The following is a 17,999-nucleotide window of genomic DNA, read 5'->3' as shown; positions in this document are numbered from 1 at the left end:
CGCCTTGCCGTCATCGCTGAGCCAGGCAGCCTGGAAAGGTCAGGCGCCAGGCTGGACAACGCCCTGTATGCTCAAGTCGCGCGCTGGCAAACAGCCTCCAGATTCACGCCGTCAGGGCCCAATACATAGGCGGCGTAGTAGTCGGTGTGGTAACGGGGCCGGAGCCCGGGCGCACCGTTGTCGCTGCCGCCAGCGGCCATGGCTGCCGCATGGAACGCGTCGACAGCCTCTCGACTGTCGGCGATCAGCGCGATGTGCGCTCCGGAACTGGGGATGGGAGCCTCGTGCAGCCAGAGGAAGGGCTTGCCTGCAGAACCGAACCCCAGCCGCCGAGGCTTCGATTGAGGCGGATCGGCGTCGATGCTCATCATCAAGGTGATCCCCAGTGGTGCGAGCGCCTGATTGTAGAAGAGGCGCGCCAGCAGAATGTCCGAAACACCAATGCCCAGATGATCGATTGCAGATCCAACGAATTGACTCATCAGGTTATTCCTAAAAACGCCGATCATTCGGCAGGTTTGAATTCAGCCGCTACAGCGAGCGGGTCAGGGGCGAACGTGGCCGTGTGAACGTCCCTGGAGTTCAATGAAAACCGCGTGGGTGACGCCGTGTCTCTACACCCGATCAGCCAACTGGTAGCGGTGCAGAGGGGGGCGATGCGCGTGGCTGTCGCGACGTCCAGCCCCTGTGACAGGGGATCGTCGCCCATGCAGCCCACATGGCCGGCTACGCCGTGGATCACTGAGTTCTTCCCTGAGGGTGCTGCCAGTTCTTGTAGACGAACTCCAGGCTGTACCCATCTGGGTCCAGAACATTCGCGGCGTAGTAGTTGGGGTCGTAGTGCAGGCGCGCGCCCGGCGGGCCCTTGTCGAACCCGCCATGGGCCAGTGCGGCCGCGTAGGCGCGTTCAACCTGGGCTTTGCTGCTCGCGACGAACCCGACATGCACCGAGCGACTATCGACCTCACCCGCGCGTAACCAGAAGAACATGCGCCCGTGGGCGCCGAAGCCCTTGAGGTCCGGATGCCCGGGCGGGCCATCCTTGCCGTCGTAGTCCAGGCGCGTGGCAATGCCCAGCGGCGCCAGGGCCGCTTCGTAGAAGCGGATAGAGCGCTCGATATCGCTCACGGACAGAAAAATGTGGTCCAGCATGGCGCGCCTCCCGCTCGTTCAGATGATGTAGCCGCCCGCGACCTCGAGGGTCTGGGCATTGATCCAGGCTCCGTCCTCGGACAGCAACATGGCGATGACGCGGGCGACATCGTCTGGCTCACCGACCCGGCCTAGCGCCGTTTGTGCCGCCAGCATCGCCTCGAACGCCTCATTGAGCCCGCCGCCCAACTCGGTTCGGATCGCCCCGGGAGATACCGCGTTGGCGCGGATACGCCGGTCGCCGAACTCCTTGGCCATGTAACGCGTCAGCACCTCCAATCCACCCTTGAACGCGGCGTAAGGTGCCACTCCTGCAGTGGCCACCCGGGTGGTGGCACTGGTCAGGTTGACGATGCTGGCGCCTTCTTCCAGGTGAGGCAGCAAGGCCTGCGTCAGGAAGAAAGGCCCCTTGAGATGAACGTCGAACAGACTATCGAACTGCGCCTCGCTGACCGACTCCAGCGGGTTGAACAGGCCGTAACCGGCATTGTTCACCAAGCCTGCGAGGGTGGTCGTATCCCAGGTTTGCCGCAGTGCAGCGAGAACGGCTTCACGGAATGCTTCGAAACTGCCGACATCCGCCACGTCGAGCTTGAGTGCAACGGCCTTGCCTCCCGCTTCTGTGATGCGTCGCACCACCTCATCCGCGGCATCCGGATGCTGGTTGTACGTCAGAATGACGCCCATTCCGCGCAGGGCGACCTGTTCCGCTGTACGGGCACCGATCCCTCGACTGCCTCCGGTTATGACGATGACGCCCATGACGTGATCCAGGTGATCGCATGAGCCTCCACATTAGGAGTCCTGGTCATCGCGCTCGCAGCCGTTCCTGCTCGAAACCTGCCTGTTTCTGCTTTTTGCTTGCGTCGTTCCCGCTGCTCCATTCAGCATGGCCGGCATGAACGATCAGTTGAAAGAACTCCGCACCCTGGCTGCCATGGCCGAGAACCGCCGCACGGAAACGGGTATCCCGCGCGTCGCCATGGTTCAGGGCAAGGTTCCCGAGCATATGCTGGCGGCGGTCTATGACCCGATGATCAACCTGATCCTGCAGGGCAGCAAAACCATGAGCGTGGGAGACCGCACGCTGCGCTATGACCCGGCGACCTATTTCGTCATGTCCATCGAGCTACCCGCAGTGGGCACGGTGCACCCCGCGCCCTCGGGCGAACCCTACCTGGCCATCAGCCTGACGCTCGATCCCGCCGTGCTGGCCACACTCCTGGCGGACTTGCCCAAACCTGCCGACCGGCATGAAGGCGACCCGGGCTTCTCGGTAGCGGCCGTCACGCCCGAGCTGATGGATGCCTGGGTGCGCATGATGCGACTGATGGGCAACCCGGACGCCATCGCAGCCCTCGCGCCCGCGTACGAGCGCGAAATACTGTTTCGCGTCCTGCAAGGTCCCCATGGCTGGATGCTTCGGGAAATCGCCGCACCGGATACCGCCATGGCCCGAGTGAACACGGCCATCCAGTGGATTCGTCGGGATTTCGCCGAGCCGATCAGGGTAGAGCGCCTGGCTCAGAGAGCGGCAATGAGCGTTTCGGCCTTTCACCGGCACTTCAAGGCGGTGACGACCTTGAGCCCCTTGCAGTATCAAAAGCGCGTGCGCTTGCTCCAGGCACGGATGCTGATGGTCGCCAGCGGCAGGAACGTCACCCAGGCCGCCTTCGAGGTGGGCTATGAAAGCCCAACGCAATTCAGCCGGGACTATGTGAAGGTGTTCGGCCTCCCGCCTGCCAGGGATGCAGGAAGAATTCTTGGCGAAACCCGCGCACCCAGAAATCCTATCCCCCTCCAGGGTTAGCTGGACCGGGACGGGCAGTCCGCCTGGGCATTCGTGCTGTTCGGTCGTGTGTCGGATCGATCACCCCGCCGTTGAAATCAACCTTCCGGCCAGGCGCCAAGGCGCATTCGATCTGGTGTGAACCACTCAGCGGCCGCGGAGGGAACCTGCTTTCGTAGGGTGGACAACGCCTTGTTTGTCCACCGGCTTTTCCGGCCACGTGAATATCTGGCCCACCAATCACTTCGGGCTTCGATCTTGCCGGTGGAAAAACGCTTCGCGGTTTAGACGCTATTGCGATTTCGGCCAGGAGTGGGTTCGCAGGAAGGTTTCCATCGACCAGAACCCGTCTCTCGCCGAGCCAGCATTCACCCAGCGCTGGCCTGTCGATGAATCCGGTGGACAAAAAAAGTTGTCCACCCTACGGCGGCGCTGGGATGTTGGAGCCGTGGAGAGATAAAGCGCTGTCTACCCTACTTGCTGCCAATCCCCGCTAAGCAGTGGCGTATGCCTGGGCAGTTGCTCGAAGCGCATCTGCGTGGGCGAAGATGTCATCGAGCGTATTGATCGGATGGCGTGTTTCGTTCTTCTCCGCATCGAACAAGCCCAGATACTTCTGGGCTCGATTGAAGTGCAGACGCGCCAGCGGTTTGCGGTTGTTGTCGTCCAGCAAGACACCGAAATAGCTCTGCGTGTCGCGGTGCGCGATGCGTTTCACGTCTATATCGGCCCGGACAATGGCGCGGATGATGTTGTAGCCCTCCATCTCCTCTTCGGTCGTAACCACCCTGTCCTTTTCTTCGGGCTCATCCGATACAACCAGCGGTGGGGCCTGCTCCGCAGGCGCCTGAGTAACAATCACGGGCTGAGAGCTGCCGGTTATGGCCGACTTCAGCCGCTCGTTGATCTGGTCACTTAGAAACTGCACCGTCGCTTTCCGCGTCAGCTGGGCGAACTGGTCACGCACCTTCTGGGTGATCGTGCCCTCGTAAACGCGCGATGCAAAATAGCGAACGAAGTCGTCATCCGGCTGGCTGAACTGGGCGGCCAGGACGCGCTTGATCTGCCCGACATACTTCAGCTCGCCAGCCGCGCTGATGATCGAGTCCACGTCGAAGGCCGACTTCGTCAGCTTCTGCAACTCGGGCACAACATGGTCGTCGATGTCGAGAAGGTCGAACTCCAGGAAGGGCTTTTCATCCATCTTGTTCGGCGCGTCGAGATCGGTGAAAAACCGGTACACCTGGCCGTTGGTGAGGATTGATATACGCGCCGTTGTGACGTGGAAGTATCGGAAAAGCTGGCTGGCGTGGTTGATGTTCAGCGACTCGCCAATCTTCTTGCTCTCGATGAGAATCTGGATTTGCCCACCCTTCAGGATGGCGTAGTCGATCTTCTCGCCTTTCTTGGTTCCAACGTCGCAAACGAATTCCGGAACCACTTCCAGTGGATCGAAAACGTCATAACCCAGTACGTTCTGAATGAACGGCATGATGAAGGCGTTCTTGGTGGCCTCCTCGGTTTGAATTGCAGCCTTCTGTTGGCGGATCTTCGCGGCCATGCTGGCCAGCCTCTCTTCGAACTCCATGTCTCCCTCCCTTGGAAAACTTCCGCAGCTACCGTGGTTGTCTGGTCGGCCTGCGCTCCGATGTTATTCGCCCCAATCCCCGCCGTCGACAGTCAGCCGCGGCGGCCCACTGCCAACCCCAACTTCCTTGTCCTACCCCCACCCCCCGCGCTAGAGTGCGCCGGTCACGGTCAATCCCCGTGGCCTGGGTGTGGTAACCCGGAAATACACGAAGGCGCGGTAGCGCTATAGCCGAGAGCAGGCGCTTTTTTTATGCCTGTTGTTTTCTCGTGCACTTATGGCGGGCCGTGTGAGGCGGGCTTCGGCTCGGCCGGCATTCCTTCGTGAGCCGGTTTACCACCCTTGCACGGTCCGCCTCCATCCGTGTGGTAACGGTTGGAGCGCGGCTCCTTAATTCACGAAGGAGCATAAGGAAAATGCGCTATCCCCCTTTTACGCACGGGCACCTCCCTGCTGTTTGCGTCGTATCGATCACCTTCGTTCTGGAGGTGTGCCGTGGCTGAGTCGAACCACATCGCCTTCCCTTCACTGCAAGCGTCTGCCGCGGGCGCGCGTGAGAAGAACTATCCCTACCGGATCGAAGCCGAGTTGCAGTTGGCGTTGCTGTTGCGCCAGTTCGGCTCCGCCGAGCCGGAAAACGACCAGATGATGTACCTGGACGCGAGGGACATCCGCCAGGTACGGGCGCGTATTCGTGAGTTGGCGGCGCTGCTGGTCAATGCCATCGAGCAGGCCAGGGAGGGCGGTTGATGAGTCGCCGTGGTGTGTGCCGGCTGGCCGCCCACGACGAGCATCCCGGCGTCGAAATCAACCTCCCGGCCAGGCAGCAGGCTGCCTTCGATCTGGGCGCGAACTGCGCGCAGGCCTGGTTGGAGACCCCCAATCCCGGCTGGTTGTGGGCCGGGATGCTGGCCGAGCGTGACCTGCTGAGGAGCGAGGCCGCGCGCCGGGCTTTCGATATCGGTTTTCTCAGCCGCTTGCACCAGCGATTGCGCTCGCCGGGCGCCGGCGGCCGGCCGACGGGCTAGCACGGGGCCGGCGCGGATCGGCCGTTGCTATCTGCGTTCGCCGCTATCGCCGCGCGCTTCGTCCGGCCCTTGGATGTGCGCGGCGAAGCCGGTCCGCTGCGGCGCGATGTCCGGGCGCAGGGTCAGCGCGGGGATCTCGTAGGCGCCGCCGTTCTGCCGGCGGAAGGCGATGGGTGCGGTGCTGAACAGGGTGTCCAGGCGCTCGCCGAGTTGCTCGCACAGCGCGGCGTAGCGGGCCGCGTCGGTGCGGCCGGTGCGGTAGGCGACGAAGGGCGGCAGCACGTCGAAGCCGGGGTAGTAGAGGATGCCGTGCTGGATCGGGAACAGCAGGTCGTCGATCGGCCCGTTGATCCCGCGCGGGCCGTAGTGGCTGTCCCAGCCACCGGTGGTCACCACCAGCATCGCGCGCTTGCCGGCCAGCGTGCCTTCGCCGTAGCGCTCGCCCCAGCGGGCGTCGGAGTGCTCGCCCACGCCATAGGCGAAGCCGCAGGCGTACACGCGGTCCACCCAGCCCTTGAGGATCGCCGGCAGGCTGAACCACCACAGCGGAAACTGCAGGATCACCGCGTCGGCCCAGAGCAGCTTGGCCTGTTCGGCGGCGATGTCCGGGCTTTGCAGGCCGTTGTCGAAGGCGTGTTTCGAGTCCGCGGAGGGGTCGAAGCGTTCCGCACCTCGCGGCGCCAGGCTGTCGTCCGCATCCAGCGTGGGTTTCCAGCGCATGGCATAGAGGTCGGAGACCTGCACGTGGTGCCCGGCGGCTTCGAGGTGGCGGACGGCGAAGTCCTTCAGCGAGCCGTTGAGGGATTGGGGTTCGGGGTGCGCGTATACCAGAAGGATGTTCATCGGAAAGCTCCACGGTCGGATGCGCGCAGGATGATCGTGCGTCCGGTATTGTGGAAATGAATATCCGAAATCCCTGGTATAGCCGTGAACAATCTCAGAAAGCTCGATCTGAACCTGCTGCTCACGCTCGACGTGCTGCTTACCGAGCACAACGTCACCCGCGCGGCGGAGCGGCTCCACCTCGCGCAGCCTTCGGTCAGCGTGCACCTGGCCAAGTTGCGCGAGTTCTTCGGCGATCCATTGCTGATGCCGGGCCCGCGCGGCATGCGCCCCACGGCGAAGGCCGACGAGCTGCGCGAGCCGCTGCGCCAGGCGCTCGAAGCGCTGGGCCGTGCGGTGGCACCCTCGGCGCCGTTCGATCCGTTGACCGCGCAGCAGACCTGGCGTCTCGCCGCGACCGACTACGGCGAGACCACATTGGTCCTGCCGGCGCTGGCGGGGTTCGCCGCGCAGGCGCCGGAGTCGCGCCTGGCGGTGGTCGAGCTGGTGCCGCCACGCATTGCCAAGCAACTGGAGCAGGGGCTAGTCGACCTGGCGTTCCACACCCTGGACGGCGCGCCGCCCGGACTGCACGGGCGCACCTTGTTCGCCGAGCGCTACGTGCTGGCGGGGCGAGCCGGGCATCCGGCGTTGCAGACGGCGCCGTCGCTGGAGCGCTTCTGCCAGCTCGATCAGGTGATCGTCTCCCCGGACGGCGGCGGTTTTCGTGGCGTCACCGACGAGGCGCTGGCCGCGGCCGGGCTGTCGCGCCGGGTGGCGCTGTCCGTCCCGCATTTCCTCTTCGTGATCGCGGCGCTGGGCAGCACCGACCTGGTGGCGATGCTGCCGTGGCGACTGGTGCGCGGTAATCCTGCGTTGCGCGTGGTCGAGGCGCCGGTGGCGGTGCCAGGTTACGAGATGATCATGCTCTGGCACGAACGCTCGCACCGCGACCCGGCGCACCGCTGGCTGCGCGAACACATCGTGGGGAGCATCGAGGCGGACGCCGCCGTGTAGGGGAAAACCGCTGCCTCAGCGGCCGGGCGGTTCGTCCGTCGGGCAGGCATCCTGGCAGCGCCGGCTGGCGTCGGGATGCGGCAACCAGGCCAGGTGCGGGCGGGCGCGGGCAAACAGCCGGTAGCCTGCCAGGAACAGCGGCCGCAGCCGCTTCCAGGCCAGCGGTGCGACCCAGCGGCCAACTCCGGCTGCGCGCCAGCCCCAGAGCGTGGCGTCGATACCGGTCAGCCATTCGCCGCTGGCGCTGCGCGCATGCAGGCATTCGCTCAACTGCTGGAGGCTGCGCCCACTGGCCGCGGCATCGAAGTCCGGCGCGCTGATGTCCCGCATGACCAGCCGTTCGGGGCGGGCATGCCGGGCCAGCCAGCGCACCTCGCGTGCACACAGCGGGCAGGCTAGGTCGACATACAGCGTCAGCGGAAATTCCGGGGTCTTCATCGGCTCTCCAGGTGTGTGCGGTGGATCATGGGCGGTAGACCAAGGGCGCGCGGCGGACGTCGCGACCGTACGGCAGGTCGCGCGCGGCCGGGCGACCTAGACCGCCAGCAGTTCGCGCACCCGGGCGCTGAGCGCGTCGATAGCGAAGGGTTTGGTCAGCACCTGCATCCGCGGCCCGAGCTGGGTGTTGCCGACCGCGGCGTTTTCCGCGTACCCGGTGATGAACAGCGTCTTAAGGTCGGGACGGGTTTCGCGTCCCGCGTCCGCCATCTGCCGGCCGTTCATGCCGCCGGGCAGGCCGACATCGGTGATCAGCAGGTCGATGTGCACATCCGACTGCAGCACCTTGAGCCCGGAAAGGCTGTCCGCCGCCTCGATCAGCGTGTAGCCGAGATCGCCCAGCACTTCGGTCAGCAGCAGGCGCACCGTCGGCTCGTCGTCGACGATCAGGATCGTCTCGCCGGCGTCGGCGAACTCCGCCGGCAGCGCGTCCGTGTCGTCCTCGTCCTCCCCCGCATCGCCGTGGAAGCGCGGCAGGTAGAGGGAGATCGTGGTGCCTTGGCCCACTTCGGAATGCAGGCGCACCTGGCCGCCGGACTGCTTGGCGAAGCCGTAGATCATCGACAGGCCGAGCCCGGTGCCCTGGCCGATGGGCTTGGTGGTGAAGAACGGGTCGAAGGCCTTCGCCATGACATCCGCCGTCATCCCGGTGCCGTTATCGGTGACGGACAGCGCCAGGTACTGGCCGCCGGGCATGTCCAGCACGCCCGCGGACTCGTGATCCAGCCAGCGGTTAGCCGTCTCGATGACGATGCGGCCACCGCCCGGCATGGCATCGCGGGCATTGAGACACAGGTTCAGCAGCGCGTTTTCCAGCTGGCTGGCATCCACCAGCGTCGGCCAGAGGGCCGGCGTGGCCAGCGTATCGACCACGATACCGGGGCCGACCGTGCGCTGGATCAGCTCGGTCATGCCCCGTATCAGGCCGTTCACGTCGGTCGGCCGCGGGTCCAGGGTCTGGCGCCGGGAGAAGGCCAGCAACCGATGCGTCAGGGCGGCGGCGCGCTTGGCCGCGCCCTGGGCGGTGACGATGTACTTGTCGAGGTCGTTCCAGCGGCCCTGGGCGATCCGCGCGCTCATCAGGTCGAGTGCGCCGGAGATGCCTGCCAGCAGGTTGTTGAAATCGTGGGCGAGGCCGCCGGTCAACTGGCCGACCGCTTCCATCTTCTGCGACTGGCGCAGCTTCTCCTCGGCCTGCATCAGCTCGGTGGTGCGTTCGGACACACGCTGCTCGAGGGTGTCGTTGAGCGCGCGCAACGCGGCGTTGGCGCGGTCGCGCTCGGCCTCGACGGAGCGGCGTTCCTCCACATCGATGAGCACCCCGGGGAAGCGCAGCGGGGGGCCATCCTCGGCGAGGTCGACACGGCCGTTCGCCTCGATCCAGTAGTACCGGCCGTCCGCGCGTCGCACCCGGTACTGATGGGCGTAGGCGCCGCCGCTGCAGATGGCCTTGTCGATCGCGGCGATCAAGGCGTTGCGGTCCTCGGGGTGGACGGTCGTGATCACCTGTTCGAGGCTGAGGCCTTCGCGACCGAGAGCCGGGTCGATGCCGAAGCTGCGGGCGAAGCCTTCGTCGATGTTGAACCGGTCGGTGGGCAGGTCCCAGTTCCAGGTGCCGATGATGGCGCCGGCGGCGAGGGCGAGCTGCACGCGTTCGATGTTCTGCCGCGCGATGGCTTCGCTGGCGCGCAGGCGGTCCTCGGCGGCGTGGCGGGCGGTGACGTCGCTGAAGATGATCGCGATCTGCCGGTCGGCGGGGTCGCCCACGCGAACCGCGCGCACGTCGAACCAGCGCTCGAAGGCCCTCGCGTAGCTCTCGAAGGACGCCGGCTCGCCGGTCTTCGCGACGCGCCCGTAGGTCTCGAACCAGAAGCGCTCCAGGTCCGGGGCGAACTCGGTGACCCATTTGCCGCGCAGGTTCACACCGGCCTGGCGCTCGAAGGCGGGGTTGGCTTCGACGAAGCGGTAATCCACCGGCTGGTCGTCGGCATCGAACTTGACCTGGACGATGGCGAACGCCGACTCGATGGTTTCCAGGATCGTCCTGAAACGCTCCTCGCTCTCGCGCAGCGCCGCCTCGGCGGTGCGCAGGCGGGTCAGGTCGAGCATCGCGCCGATCATGCGCACGGCCTGGCCTTCGTCGTTGCGAATCACGTGGCCGCGGTCGAGGATCTCGGCATAGCTGCCGTCGTGGCGGCGGAAACGGTATTCGGCGCTCCAGCTCGTCGTGTCGCCCTCGATCACGGCGTGGATCGAGCCGTCGACGCGTGCGCGGTCGTCGGGGTGGATCTGCGCGATCCACCAGTCGCCGGTCATGTCCTGCGGCGTCAGGCGGTGGCCGTAGGCGTCTTCCAGCGCATCGTTCCAGAGCACGTGGTTGGCGATCAGGTCCCAGTCCCAGATCGCATCGTTGGTGGCCTTGGCCGCCAGGCGATAGCGCTCCTGGGTTTCCTCCATGGCACGGCTGGCCAGATGCTCGGGGGTACGGTCGCGGAGAATCTTGACGTAACCCAGGTGCGTGTTGTCGTCATCGTAGAGCGGCACCGTTTCTCCGGAGGCCCAGAAGCGCTGGCCATCCTTGCGCAGGTGCCAGCCCTCTTCCGGCGCGCGCCGCATCTCGTGGTCGATCCGGCCGCCGGCCCGCCCGGCGGAGAGGAAGAACCGCCGAGCGTCCTGGCCGAGCATTTCCTCGGCGGTCCAGCCCAGCAGGTGCGTGGCGCCCGGATTCCAGTCGGTAATCACGCCGTCCGGGTCGGAAACGATCATCGCGAAGTCGATCGAGCTTTCGAAGATCGCGCGCTGGCGAGCCTTGCAGCCGCCGAGCCCCAGGTGGTCGGCTTCGGGCCGGGAGTCGTCGGGCAGGGCTCCCGGGTCCGGCGCGGCGACGGTGCTCGGCCGATGGTCGTCGACCTGCGCCTTTTCCAGCGCCGCGCGCAGGCGCAGGACCTCGGCTTCGAGCGCTTCGCGGCTCAGGTTTTTCAGGATGCTCCCACTCACGCAACGTCACTCATTCTGGCGGGCTCGTATCCGCGACCTGTTATGGCGGCAATCAGACCAGAAACCCCCGGGCTTTGCACCCGCCGATAACCGGTCGTTTCGGGGCGCCGCGGCGGCGTTGCGCGAGGTGGGCTGGCTAGTCCTCGAAGCGACCGCTGCCTTCGCGATCCTTCGCGTAGTGCCGCGTCAGCGGGAACGGCGGAAGCCAGCCTTCGCGGCGGACCACCCAGCTCTCGTAGGTGGGCGTGAACTGGTCGGTGGCATCCAGGGAGCCGACGTTCACCTCGATTTCATCGGCGCTGCGCGAGAACACCGACGAGCCGCAGCGCGGGCAGAAGACCCGGCCCTGGTAGTCCCGCGTCTCGCCCTCGACGGTCACCGCCGTCTCGGGAAAGATCGCCGACACGTGGAAGAGCGCGCCGTGGTACTTGCGGCAGTCCAGGCAATGGCAAAGGCCGACGCGATAGGGGCGCCCCGACGCCACGAGTCTGACGTTGCCGCACAGGCAACCTCCGGTGAATCGATCCATGCTGCGTGTCCTCTCGCTGTGAAGGTTTGAGAGTGGCCGATCGGTCCGCCGGCCTGGATAGGCTGGCGGGCGTCTCGCCGGATAGTCGATACGCCATATCGACCACGCGGGCATTCGTTTGCGCCCCCGACTCTCCCATCCCTCGTAAAAAGGACTTCACCTGCCAGGTCGCGTCGAGTCGCCTTACTGGAATTCCCACCTCACGCCGACCCAGGCGGTGCGGGGCGCGCCGGGGGCGACGAAGGTTTCGCCGACGCTGGCGCTGCGCCGGCCGTTGACCGCGCCGCTGCCCGACTGGCCGTCGGTGCGCAGGGTGCCGCCCGCGTCGAAGGGGTTGGCGCCGAGCATGCCGGCGGTGGCGTATTCGCGGTCGAAGAGGTTGTTGACGCGGGCGAACACCAGCCACTGCGGGTCGATCCGGTAATCGGTGGTGAGGTTGAACAGCGTGTAGCCGCCGATCTTGCCGCCGCCCTGGTAGAGACCGCCGCGCTGGTGGTCGTTGTTCTCGTTGCCGCGCACGTAGCTGCCGGAGAGGGCGATGGCATCGCCGCCGACGTTCAGGCGTTCGCTGAGCGCGTAGCGGGCCGACAGCTTGAAGAGGTGCCGGGGGATCAGCGGAATGCGGTCGCCGGGCTTCACGCCGAGGGTGCCGTCGTCGGCGCTGCTGTTGGCTTCGCCGAGGAAGGTCTCGCGGGAGCGGTAGGTGGCGTCGAGGAAGGTGTAGTTGGCGCCCAGCGTCCAGTCGCCCCAGGCACCGGCGAAGCCGGTCTCGATGCCGCGACGGCGGGTCTTGCCGAAATTGTCGAAGTAGCCGCTGCCGCTGGTGCTGGAGGAGACGAACATGATGTCGTCGACGTTGATCGAGCTGAACACTCCGGCGTTCCACTGCAGGTGTTCGCCCAGCGTGCCGCGCAGCCCGGCTTCCCAGGTCGTGGTCACTACCTGCTCCAGCGGCGGGTCGCCGGCCATCGAGTTGGGCAGGCGGCAGGGCGCTTCCGGGTTGGCGCAGCCGAGTTCGATGGTGGTCGGTGCGCGGCTGCCTTCGCTGTAGCCAAGGTAGCCGGTCACGCGCGGGGTGAGGGCGTAGGTCAGGCCGATGGCGGGATTGAGGCGGCTGAAACGGTGGGTGCCGCTGAGCGAGGCGTTCTCGTCGATCTCGTCGCCCAGCGCGTCGCCGTCCAGTTCGTAGTGGGTCTGGCGGTCGTGGTTGCGCACCGAGACATGGTTGTAGCGCGCCGAGGCGGTCAGGTTCAGCCGCTCGGTGAGGGTCAGGGTATCGCTGCCGTAGAGGCTCCAGGTGCGGGTGTTGCCGTCGAGGTCGACGCTGCGGTCGTCGAGGTCTCCGTCGAGGTTGAAGGCGTTGCCGGGCTCGGCATACACGCCGCTGCCGAGGATGCCGCGGTCGGCGGTCAGCGCGCCGAACTCGGCGGACTGCCGGAAGCGCACCTGGCTGTAGTCGAAGCCGCCGCCCACGGCGAAGGTGTTTGCCCGGTCGAACAGCCGGTTGCGGAACGACGCCTGGGCGAACAGCCCGGCATTGCGTTGCCGGGTGTCGGTGCGGTTGATCACGCCGGTGCATTTCTCGCCGGGTTCGCCGCCCGGTTCCAGTTCCGCGAGGCAGGCGGCGAGGTTGCCGGCGGTGGTGTAGGCGCCGGGCGTCAGCAGGATGTTCTGGCCGGCTTCGCCGACGCCTTCGGGCAGCGCTTCGTCGTTGATGTCGCCGTTGAAGGTGTCAGTGCGGATGTGCCGGTAATAGGCGTTGCCCGACAGGCTCAAGTCGTCGCTTACGGCGTGGTTCCACTGCAGGTTGAGGAAGCTGGCGGTGTTCTGCGTGTTGTCCGGATGGGTGTAGACGCTGTCGTAGTCGCGGCTCAGGAAGCTCCTGGGGACCATGCCGTTACCGTTGAGGTCGGTGTCGGCGAAGCTGTAGGTCAGCTTCAGGTCGGTGGTTTCGCCCTGCCAGCCGAGCTTGCCGAACAGGTTCTGCGCATCCGAGGCGGAGTGGTCGCGCCAGCCGTCCTCCTCGAACCAGGTGCCGGCGACGAACCAGTCCCAGGCGCCCTGGCTGCCGCCGTATTCCCCTTCACCGATCCGCCGCCCGTAGGAGCCGAGCGTGGCCTGCAGGGCGCCGCCGGGATAGGCGCGGCCGTCCTTGGTCTGCACCGCCAGCGCGCCGCCCAGGGTGTTGAGGCCGAACAGCGGGTTGCTGCCGGGCATCAGCTGCGCGCTGGCGATGGCGTTCTCGGGGATCAGGTCCCAGCTGACCACGTCGCCGAACGGCTGGTTCATGCGCACGCCGTCGACGTACAGCGACAGGCCCTGTGGCGTGCCCAGCAACGGCGAGGCGGTGAAGCCGCGGTAGTTGATGTCCGGCTGCAGCGGGTTGTTCTGGATCTCGTTGAGGTAGACGCCGGCGACCTGCCGGTCGAGGAAGTCGGCCAGCCCCAGCGACTGGCTGCGGGCGAGGTCCTCGGAATCGAACGTCTGCAGCGGCGCGGCGACGCTGTCCGACGGCGTGCCGAAGGACGGCAAGGGCAGGGTGCCGATCACTTCCATGGGTTCGAGGGCGAGGGGCGCGGGAGCGTCCGCGGCCATGGCGAACGGCAACACGCAGGCGTTACCCATGACCAGGGCGAGGGTGATCGAGGTGCGCATGGCGGCTCCGGTGTTTTTATAGGAATGGCGGATGCGTGCCATTAGAGCGGCGGCAGACTCGGGAAAAAATCCTTCGTTGGGTCCGGCGCGGTTGTACCTAAGTACGGGTGGCGCCGCCGGGGCGGGCAGGGCGCGGGGCGGTGTACCATGCGCGTCACGCCCGTTCCGAGTGAGCCTCGATGAGTTGTACCGACCGCAGGATCGACCAACTGCGCCAGCGCATTCCGCGCTTCGACTGCGTGCCCGGTTGTCACGATTGCTGCGGGCCGGTCACCGCGTCGTCCGAGGAAATGGCGCGCCTGCCGGTGCGCAGCGACGCCGACCACGACGCTGCCCTGGCCGAGTTCAACTGCGTGCACCTTGGCCCACAGGGCTGCCAGGTGTACGACCAGCGGCCGCTGATCTGCCGGCTGTTCGGCACCACCGCGAGCCTGCCGTGCCCGCGCGGGCGTGGCCCGGAAACCCCCACCGAGGCGCATGTCGAGCGCCAGGTGCACCGGCTGATCGCGACCACCCGGCAGGTGCTGGTCTAGCCGCCTGCGCGCTGTTAGAAACCTGCCGCCAGTTGCGTCAGCGCGTGCAGCACCAGCCCCACCAGACCGCCCACCAGGGTGCCGTTGATGCGGATGAACTGCAGGTCCTTGCCGACGCTCTGCTCCATTTGCGCCACCAGTTCGCGGCTTTCCCACTGCTCCACGCGGTCGGCGATGTAGTCGCCGATCTGCCCGCGGTGGCGCTCCAGCAGCTCCGGCGCGGCGGCCATGGCCTGCTGGTTGATCCAGGCGCGCATGGCGGCGTCGGCGGCCAGCGATTCGCCGAGGCCCTGGGTCAGGCGGACGATGCGCCGGCCGATGCGCGAGTCGTCGCTGTCCAGGTCATCCTGCAGCCACTGCACCATCGCCTGCCAGAGCTGCTGCAGGTAGGCGGTGGTGGCCGGGTGTTCGAGCAACTGGGCGAGGAGGCGCTCGACCTCCAGGCGATAGTGCGGATCGTGCTTTAGGCGCTCGACATACAGCGCGACATGTTCGTCGAAGCGTTTGCGCAGCAGGTGCTGCGGGTCGTTGGCGACCTCGGCGATCAGCGAGGAGATGCCATCCACCAGCTTGTTCGCCGACCAGTTGCCGACGCTCTTGCCGAGCCCCAGGTAGCGCAGCGTGCGCACTTCCGAGGTGATGGTGCGGGCGATCAGCGCGCGGGTGTCGTCGTCGCGCAGCAGCCCGTGCAGGCGCACCAGGCCCTCGTCGAGCACGGCCTGGTGGCGACCCTGGGCGGTGAGCAGTTCGAGCAGCCTGCCGCACGCCGGCGCGAGGTCGACGGCGCGCAGGCGGTCGACCAGCTTGCGCTGGACGAAGTCGCGCACCGGTTCGTCGCGCAGCGCGGTGACGCCGAAGCGCGCCACGCCGATCAATTGGCGACCGACCATCCCGGCGTTGTCCGGATGACGCAGCCAGTCGGCGAGACGGCCGCCGATGTCGAGTTGTTGCAGCTTGGCCAGCACCATCGGGGTGGCGAGGAAGTGCGTGGTGATGAAGTCCGACAACTTGCGGCCGATGCGCGCCTTGCTGCGCGGGATGATCGCGGTGTGCGGAATCGGCAGCCCGAGCGGGCGGCGGAACAGCGCGGTGACCGCGAACCAGTCGGCGATGGCGCCGACCATCGCCGCCTCGGCGAAGGAAGCCAGATAGCCCCAGGCCGGATGCCTGGCCTGCATCGCGGTGGCCAGCGCGTAGAGCGCGGCGGCGAGCAGCAGGAGAAGCCCAGCCAGCAGCTTCATGCGGGCGACCGGGGATTGCCAGGAGTGCAGCAGACGGCTCATGGATGTCCTCGCTCAAAGGAGGGTTAGGGATAGGAAGGCCGACCGTTTCGCGGTGTTTTCGGCCCTCTCCCCAGCCGCTCTCCCATGAATGGAAGAGGGGAGCCAGTGCGGGCGACCGTGTGAGCCGCATTACGGTGGTCGGCAGCTTGCCTGATAAAAGAGTGCCGCGACCTGCCCTGCGTTCGCCGAGCGTGTGCGCAGGGTAATTTCCTTCAATACCCCGCGGGGGGCGATCCCTAGCCTGCAGCGCTGGTTTCCCTGCTGCAGAGATCGCGATGACTCCCTACCTGTCCATGGCCGCCTTCGCGCTGGCCTCTTCCATCACCCCCGGCCCGGTCAATCTGGTGGCCCTGAACTGCGGCGCCCGGCACGGTTTTGCCGCCAGCCTGCGGCACGTGACCGGCGCCACGGTCGGCTTCACCCTGCTGTTGCTGCTGATCGGTCTCGGGCTCTACCAGGTGCTGCAGCGCGCGCCGCTGCTGATGGTCGGCATCCAGTGGGGCGGCGTCGGCTTCCTGCTGTACATGGCCTGGCGGCTGGCGCGCGACGATGGCCGGCTCGGCACGCAACGGCCGGCGGCGCAGCCGTCGCTGTGGACCGGGGCGTTGATGCAGTGGCTGAATCCCAAGGCCTGGCTGGCGTCTGTGGCGGGCATGGGACTGTTCGCGGCGGACGGCGAGCTGACGCGGGTCTGGCTGTTCGCCGCGCTGTATTTCGTCATCTGCTATGTCTCGCTCGGCGCCTGGGGCCTGGCCGGCAGCCTGCTGCACCAGCACCTGCAGCATCCGGCACGGGTGCGCCTGCTCAACCGGACGATGGCGCTGCTGCTGGCGGGCAGCGCCCTGTATCTGCTGGAGGGCTGAGGGCGCTTCGGGGCACCTCAAAAGCCACCTGCGGTGTCGTCACGTCGTTCGTGAACGGTGCTTTGCGCCTATTTTTTGCCTGGCGCTGACGGCCTCGCCTGCGTTTTTGGCAATCCCTTTCAGTCGCGGTACTGGCCGGGCGTTGCGGCGAGATGGCGCTTGAACGAGCGCTGGAAGTGCGCCTGGTCGGCGAAGCCGGCGTCCAGCGCCACCTCGGCCAGGCCGCGGCCCTGGCGCAACCACTGCTGGCTGCGCTGGATGCGACGGTTGAGCAGGTAAGCGTGGGGCGTCATGCCGTAGCGGCGCTTGAAGCTGCGGATCAGGTAGGACGGCGACAGCCCGGCCGCCGCGCAGATGGCTTCGAGGGTCAGCGCCTCGGTGCAATGGGCGTCGATGAACCGGGCGGCGCATTCCAGTTGCGCGGGTTCCTCGTCCATGGCCGCCGGGCGCGGTGCCAGCGTGCGCTGCAACAGTCCGAAGCATTCGACGATCGCGCCCTGCTTGTGCGACGTGTCGGCCTGCTCGTCGAGCAGCGTGGCGTGCAGCGCGGTCAGGGCGGCGAACAGCGCGGGATCGCGGCTGAGGATCGCCGCGAACGGCGCGAAGGTGCCCTCGGCGCTGGCGCCCAGCTCGCCCTGCAACGCGCCGAGCCAGGCGGCGTCCACGTAGAACATCAGGTACGACCAGGGTTGCCCGTCGACGGGGTTGCAGGCGTGTACCGCCTGCGGATTCATCAACACCACGCAGCCTGCCTCGATGGGCTCGCGCGCGTTGCCGTTGAAATAGGTGCAGCTCCCGGCGGTGACCGCGCCGATGGAGAAAAAAGCGTGCGAGTGCGCCGCGTAGCAGACCTTGCGGCCGTCCTCGACCGAGCGGGCTTCGATGAAGGGCAGAGCATCATCGCGCCAGAAGCGCGGCTGATCGCTGGGAAGGAGGGTGGTCATTGGGGCACCTGCGCGGCGGTTGCCGGGCAGGCACTTTATCAGTGGCGAGAAGGTTGTGCTCCTGCCGTAGGGTGCGCCGTGCGCACCGACGGATGCCCATCAGGTCGCTCGCGGTGCGCATGGCGCACCCTACGATTCAGGCGGCGTCGCTGTCGCCAGCGGCGCCCGCGCGGAGGCTTCGACCGAGGCGGTTGCCGGGCAGGCGCTTTATCAGCGGCGAGAGGGTTGTGCTTCTGCCGTAGGGTGCGCCGTGCGCACCGACGGATGCCCGTCAGGCCACTCGCGGTGCGCATGGCGCACC

Annotated in this window: 17 protein-coding genes; 6 read left to right on the top strand and 11 right to left on the bottom strand. The window is 66.8% G+C overall.

The window, feature by feature from the left end; translation table 11 throughout:
• Positions 1-71: 71 nt before the first annotated feature.
• The 3 genes from QMX85_RS14570 to QMX85_RS14560 all read right to left on the bottom strand — a co-directional run bounded on the left by QMX85_RS14570 (position 72) and on the right by QMX85_RS14560 (position 1,914).
• The gene (locus QMX85_RS14570; RefSeq protein WP_282342006.1) at positions 72-482 is read right to left on the bottom strand and encodes a VOC family protein; all 411 of its coding nucleotides are present in this window, start codon (positions 480-482) and stop codon (positions 72-74) included.
• Positions 483-738: 256 nt separating this feature from the next.
• Positions 739-1,152 carry a VOC family protein gene (locus QMX85_RS14565; protein ID WP_282342004.1) on the bottom strand — a complete coding sequence of 138 codons (414 nt, stop codon included), beginning with the start codon at positions 1,150-1,152 and terminating at the stop codon, positions 739-741.
• A gap of 18 nt (positions 1,153-1,170) precedes the next feature.
• Positions 1,171-1,914, bottom strand: a complete 744-nt coding sequence (locus QMX85_RS14560) for an SDR family oxidoreductase (protein ID WP_282342002.1) — start codon at positions 1,912-1,914, stop codon at positions 1,171-1,173.
• A gap of 136 nt (positions 1,915-2,050) precedes the next feature.
• Between QMX85_RS14560 and QMX85_RS14555 the strand changes: the two genes are divergently transcribed.
• Positions 2,051-2,962: an AraC family transcriptional regulator gene (locus QMX85_RS14555; RefSeq protein ID WP_282342001.1), complete on the top strand. Its 912-nt coding sequence runs from the start codon at positions 2,051-2,053 to the stop codon at positions 2,960-2,962.
• A gap of 472 nt (positions 2,963-3,434) precedes the next feature.
• Here the strand turns inward: QMX85_RS14555 and QMX85_RS14550 are convergent, their stop codons facing one another.
• Entirely contained in the window at positions 3,435-4,529 is a 1,095-nt protein-coding gene (locus tag QMX85_RS14550; protein ID WP_282341998.1) for a type I restriction endonuclease, read from the bottom strand.
• A gap of 495 nt (positions 4,530-5,024) precedes the next feature.
• Between QMX85_RS14550 and QMX85_RS14545 the strand changes: the two genes are divergently transcribed.
• Complete coding sequence (locus QMX85_RS14545) at positions 5,025-5,279, top strand: hypothetical protein (protein ID WP_282341996.1); 255 nt, start codon at positions 5,025-5,027, stop codon at positions 5,277-5,279.
• Complete coding sequence (locus QMX85_RS14540; RefSeq protein WP_282341994.1) at positions 5,279-5,557, top strand: LasR-specific antiactivator QslA; 279 nt, start codon at positions 5,279-5,281, stop codon at positions 5,555-5,557. The genes QMX85_RS14545 and QMX85_RS14540 overlap by 1 nt, the downstream gene beginning before the upstream one ends.
• Positions 5,558-5,584: 27 nt before the next feature.
• On the opposite strand, the gene QMX85_RS14535 is transcribed toward QMX85_RS14540, so the two are convergent.
• Positions 5,585-6,400, bottom strand: coding sequence for an NAD(P)H-dependent oxidoreductase (locus QMX85_RS14535; RefSeq protein ID WP_282341993.1), 816 nt, complete (start codon positions 6,398-6,400; stop codon positions 5,585-5,587).
• Positions 6,401-6,484: 84 nt separating this feature from the next.
• Between QMX85_RS14535 and QMX85_RS14530 the strand changes: the two genes are divergently transcribed.
• A complete protein-coding gene (locus QMX85_RS14530; RefSeq protein WP_282341992.1) occupies positions 6,485-7,396 on the top strand; it encodes a LysR family transcriptional regulator in 912 nt (303 codons plus the stop codon).
• 15 nt (positions 7,397-7,411) lie between these two features.
• On the opposite strand, the gene QMX85_RS14525 is transcribed toward QMX85_RS14530, so the two are convergent.
• The 4 genes from QMX85_RS14525 to QMX85_RS14510 form a co-directional block, all read right to left on the bottom strand.
• Positions 7,412-7,834, bottom strand: a complete 423-nt coding sequence (locus QMX85_RS14525; RefSeq protein WP_282341990.1) for a DUF393 domain-containing protein — start codon at positions 7,832-7,834, stop codon at positions 7,412-7,414.
• A gap of 96 nt (positions 7,835-7,930) precedes the next feature.
• Positions 7,931-10,756 carry a PAS domain S-box protein gene (locus QMX85_RS14520; protein WP_282342053.1) on the bottom strand — a complete coding sequence of 942 codons (2,826 nt, stop codon included), beginning with the start codon at positions 10,754-10,756 and terminating at the stop codon, positions 7,931-7,933.
• A gap of 271 nt (positions 10,757-11,027) precedes the next feature.
• Positions 11,028-11,420 carry a GFA family protein gene (locus QMX85_RS14515; protein WP_282341989.1) on the bottom strand — a complete coding sequence of 131 codons (393 nt, stop codon included), beginning with the start codon at positions 11,418-11,420 and terminating at the stop codon, positions 11,028-11,030.
• Positions 11,421-11,603: 183 nt separating this feature from the next.
• Positions 11,604-14,075: a TonB-dependent receptor gene (locus tag QMX85_RS14510; RefSeq protein ID WP_282341987.1), complete on the bottom strand. Its 2,472-nt coding sequence runs from the start codon at positions 14,073-14,075 to the stop codon at positions 11,604-11,606.
• A 179-nt stretch (positions 14,076-14,254) separates the two neighbouring features.
• On the opposite strand from QMX85_RS14510, the gene QMX85_RS14505 reads away from it, so the two are divergent.
• Positions 14,255-14,608: a YkgJ family cysteine cluster protein gene (locus QMX85_RS14505; protein ID WP_090228420.1), complete on the top strand. Its 354-nt coding sequence runs from the start codon at positions 14,255-14,257 to the stop codon at positions 14,606-14,608.
• Positions 14,609-14,622: 14 nt separating this feature from the next.
• On the opposite strand, the gene QMX85_RS14500 is transcribed toward QMX85_RS14505, so the two are convergent.
• Positions 14,623-15,891, bottom strand: coding sequence for a DUF445 domain-containing protein (locus QMX85_RS14500; protein WP_282341985.1), 1,269 nt, complete (start codon positions 15,889-15,891; stop codon positions 14,623-14,625).
• 275 nt (positions 15,892-16,166) lie between these two features.
• On the opposite strand from QMX85_RS14500, the gene QMX85_RS14495 reads away from it, so the two are divergent.
• On the top strand, positions 16,167-16,754 hold the full coding sequence (locus QMX85_RS14495; protein ID WP_282341983.1) for a LysE family translocator: 588 nt from the start codon (positions 16,167-16,169) through the stop codon (positions 16,752-16,754).
• 119 nt (positions 16,755-16,873) lie between these two features.
• Here QMX85_RS14495 and QMX85_RS14490 read toward each other — a convergent pair whose 3' ends face one another.
• Positions 16,874-17,698 carry an AraC family transcriptional regulator gene (locus QMX85_RS14490; protein WP_282341982.1) on the bottom strand — a complete coding sequence of 275 codons (825 nt, stop codon included), beginning with the start codon at positions 17,696-17,698 and terminating at the stop codon, positions 16,874-16,876.
• Positions 17,699-17,999 lie beyond the last annotated feature (301 nt).

Source organism: Pseudomonas sp. PS02288, from assembly GCF_029959715.1.
Classification (GTDB): domain Bacteria; phylum Pseudomonadota; class Gammaproteobacteria; order Pseudomonadales; family Pseudomonadaceae; genus Pseudomonas_O; species Pseudomonas_O kuykendallii.
The sequence above is the reverse complement of the archived record's forward strand: the minus strand, read 5'-3'. Positions and strand labels throughout refer to the sequence as shown.

What these genes read in the sequence shown, in the direction of transcription:
- QMX85_RS14495 (WP_282341983.1), top strand. Translation starts at nt 16,167, where the DNA reads ATGACTCCCTACCTGTCCATGGCCGCCTTCGCGCTGGCCTCTTCCATC.
- QMX85_RS14565 (WP_282342004.1), bottom strand. Translation starts at nt 1,152, where the DNA reads ATGCTGGACCACATTTTTCTGTCCGTGAGCGATATCGAGCGCTCTATC.
- QMX85_RS14500 (WP_282341985.1), bottom strand. Translation starts at nt 15,891, where the DNA reads ATGAGCCGTCTGCTGCACTCCTGGCAATCCCCGGTCGCCCGCATGAAG.
- QMX85_RS14555 (WP_282342001.1), top strand. Translation starts at nt 2,051, where the DNA reads ATGAACGATCAGTTGAAAGAACTCCGCACCCTGGCTGCCATGGCCGAG.
- QMX85_RS14510 (WP_282341987.1), bottom strand. Translation starts at nt 14,075, where the DNA reads ATGCGCACCTCGATCACCCTCGCCCTGGTCATGGGTAACGCCTGCGTG.
- QMX85_RS14560 (WP_282342002.1), bottom strand. Translation starts at nt 1,914, where the DNA reads ATGGGCGTCATCGTCATAACCGGAGGCAGTCGAGGGATCGGTGCCCGT.
- QMX85_RS14570 (WP_282342006.1), bottom strand. Translation starts at nt 482, where the DNA reads ATGAGTCAATTCGTTGGATCTGCAATCGATCATCTGGGCATTGGTGTT.
- QMX85_RS14535 (WP_282341993.1), bottom strand. Translation starts at nt 6,400, where the DNA reads ATGAACATCCTTCTGGTATACGCGCACCCCGAACCCCAATCCCTCAAC.
- QMX85_RS14550 (WP_282341998.1), bottom strand. Translation starts at nt 4,529, where the DNA reads ATGGAGTTCGAAGAGAGGCTGGCCAGCATGGCCGCGAAGATCCGCCAA.
- QMX85_RS14505 (WP_090228420.1), top strand. Translation starts at nt 14,255, where the DNA reads ATGAGTTGTACCGACCGCAGGATCGACCAACTGCGCCAGCGCATTCCG.
- QMX85_RS14490 (WP_282341982.1), bottom strand. Translation starts at nt 17,698, where the DNA reads ATGACCACCCTCCTTCCCAGCGATCAGCCGCGCTTCTGGCGCGATGAT.
- QMX85_RS14515 (WP_282341989.1), bottom strand. Translation starts at nt 11,420, where the DNA reads ATGGATCGATTCACCGGAGGTTGCCTGTGCGGCAACGTCAGACTCGTG.
- QMX85_RS14540 (WP_282341994.1), top strand. Translation starts at nt 5,279, where the DNA reads ATGAGTCGCCGTGGTGTGTGCCGGCTGGCCGCCCACGACGAGCATCCC.
- QMX85_RS14525 (WP_282341990.1), bottom strand. Translation starts at nt 7,834, where the DNA reads ATGAAGACCCCGGAATTTCCGCTGACGCTGTATGTCGACCTAGCCTGC.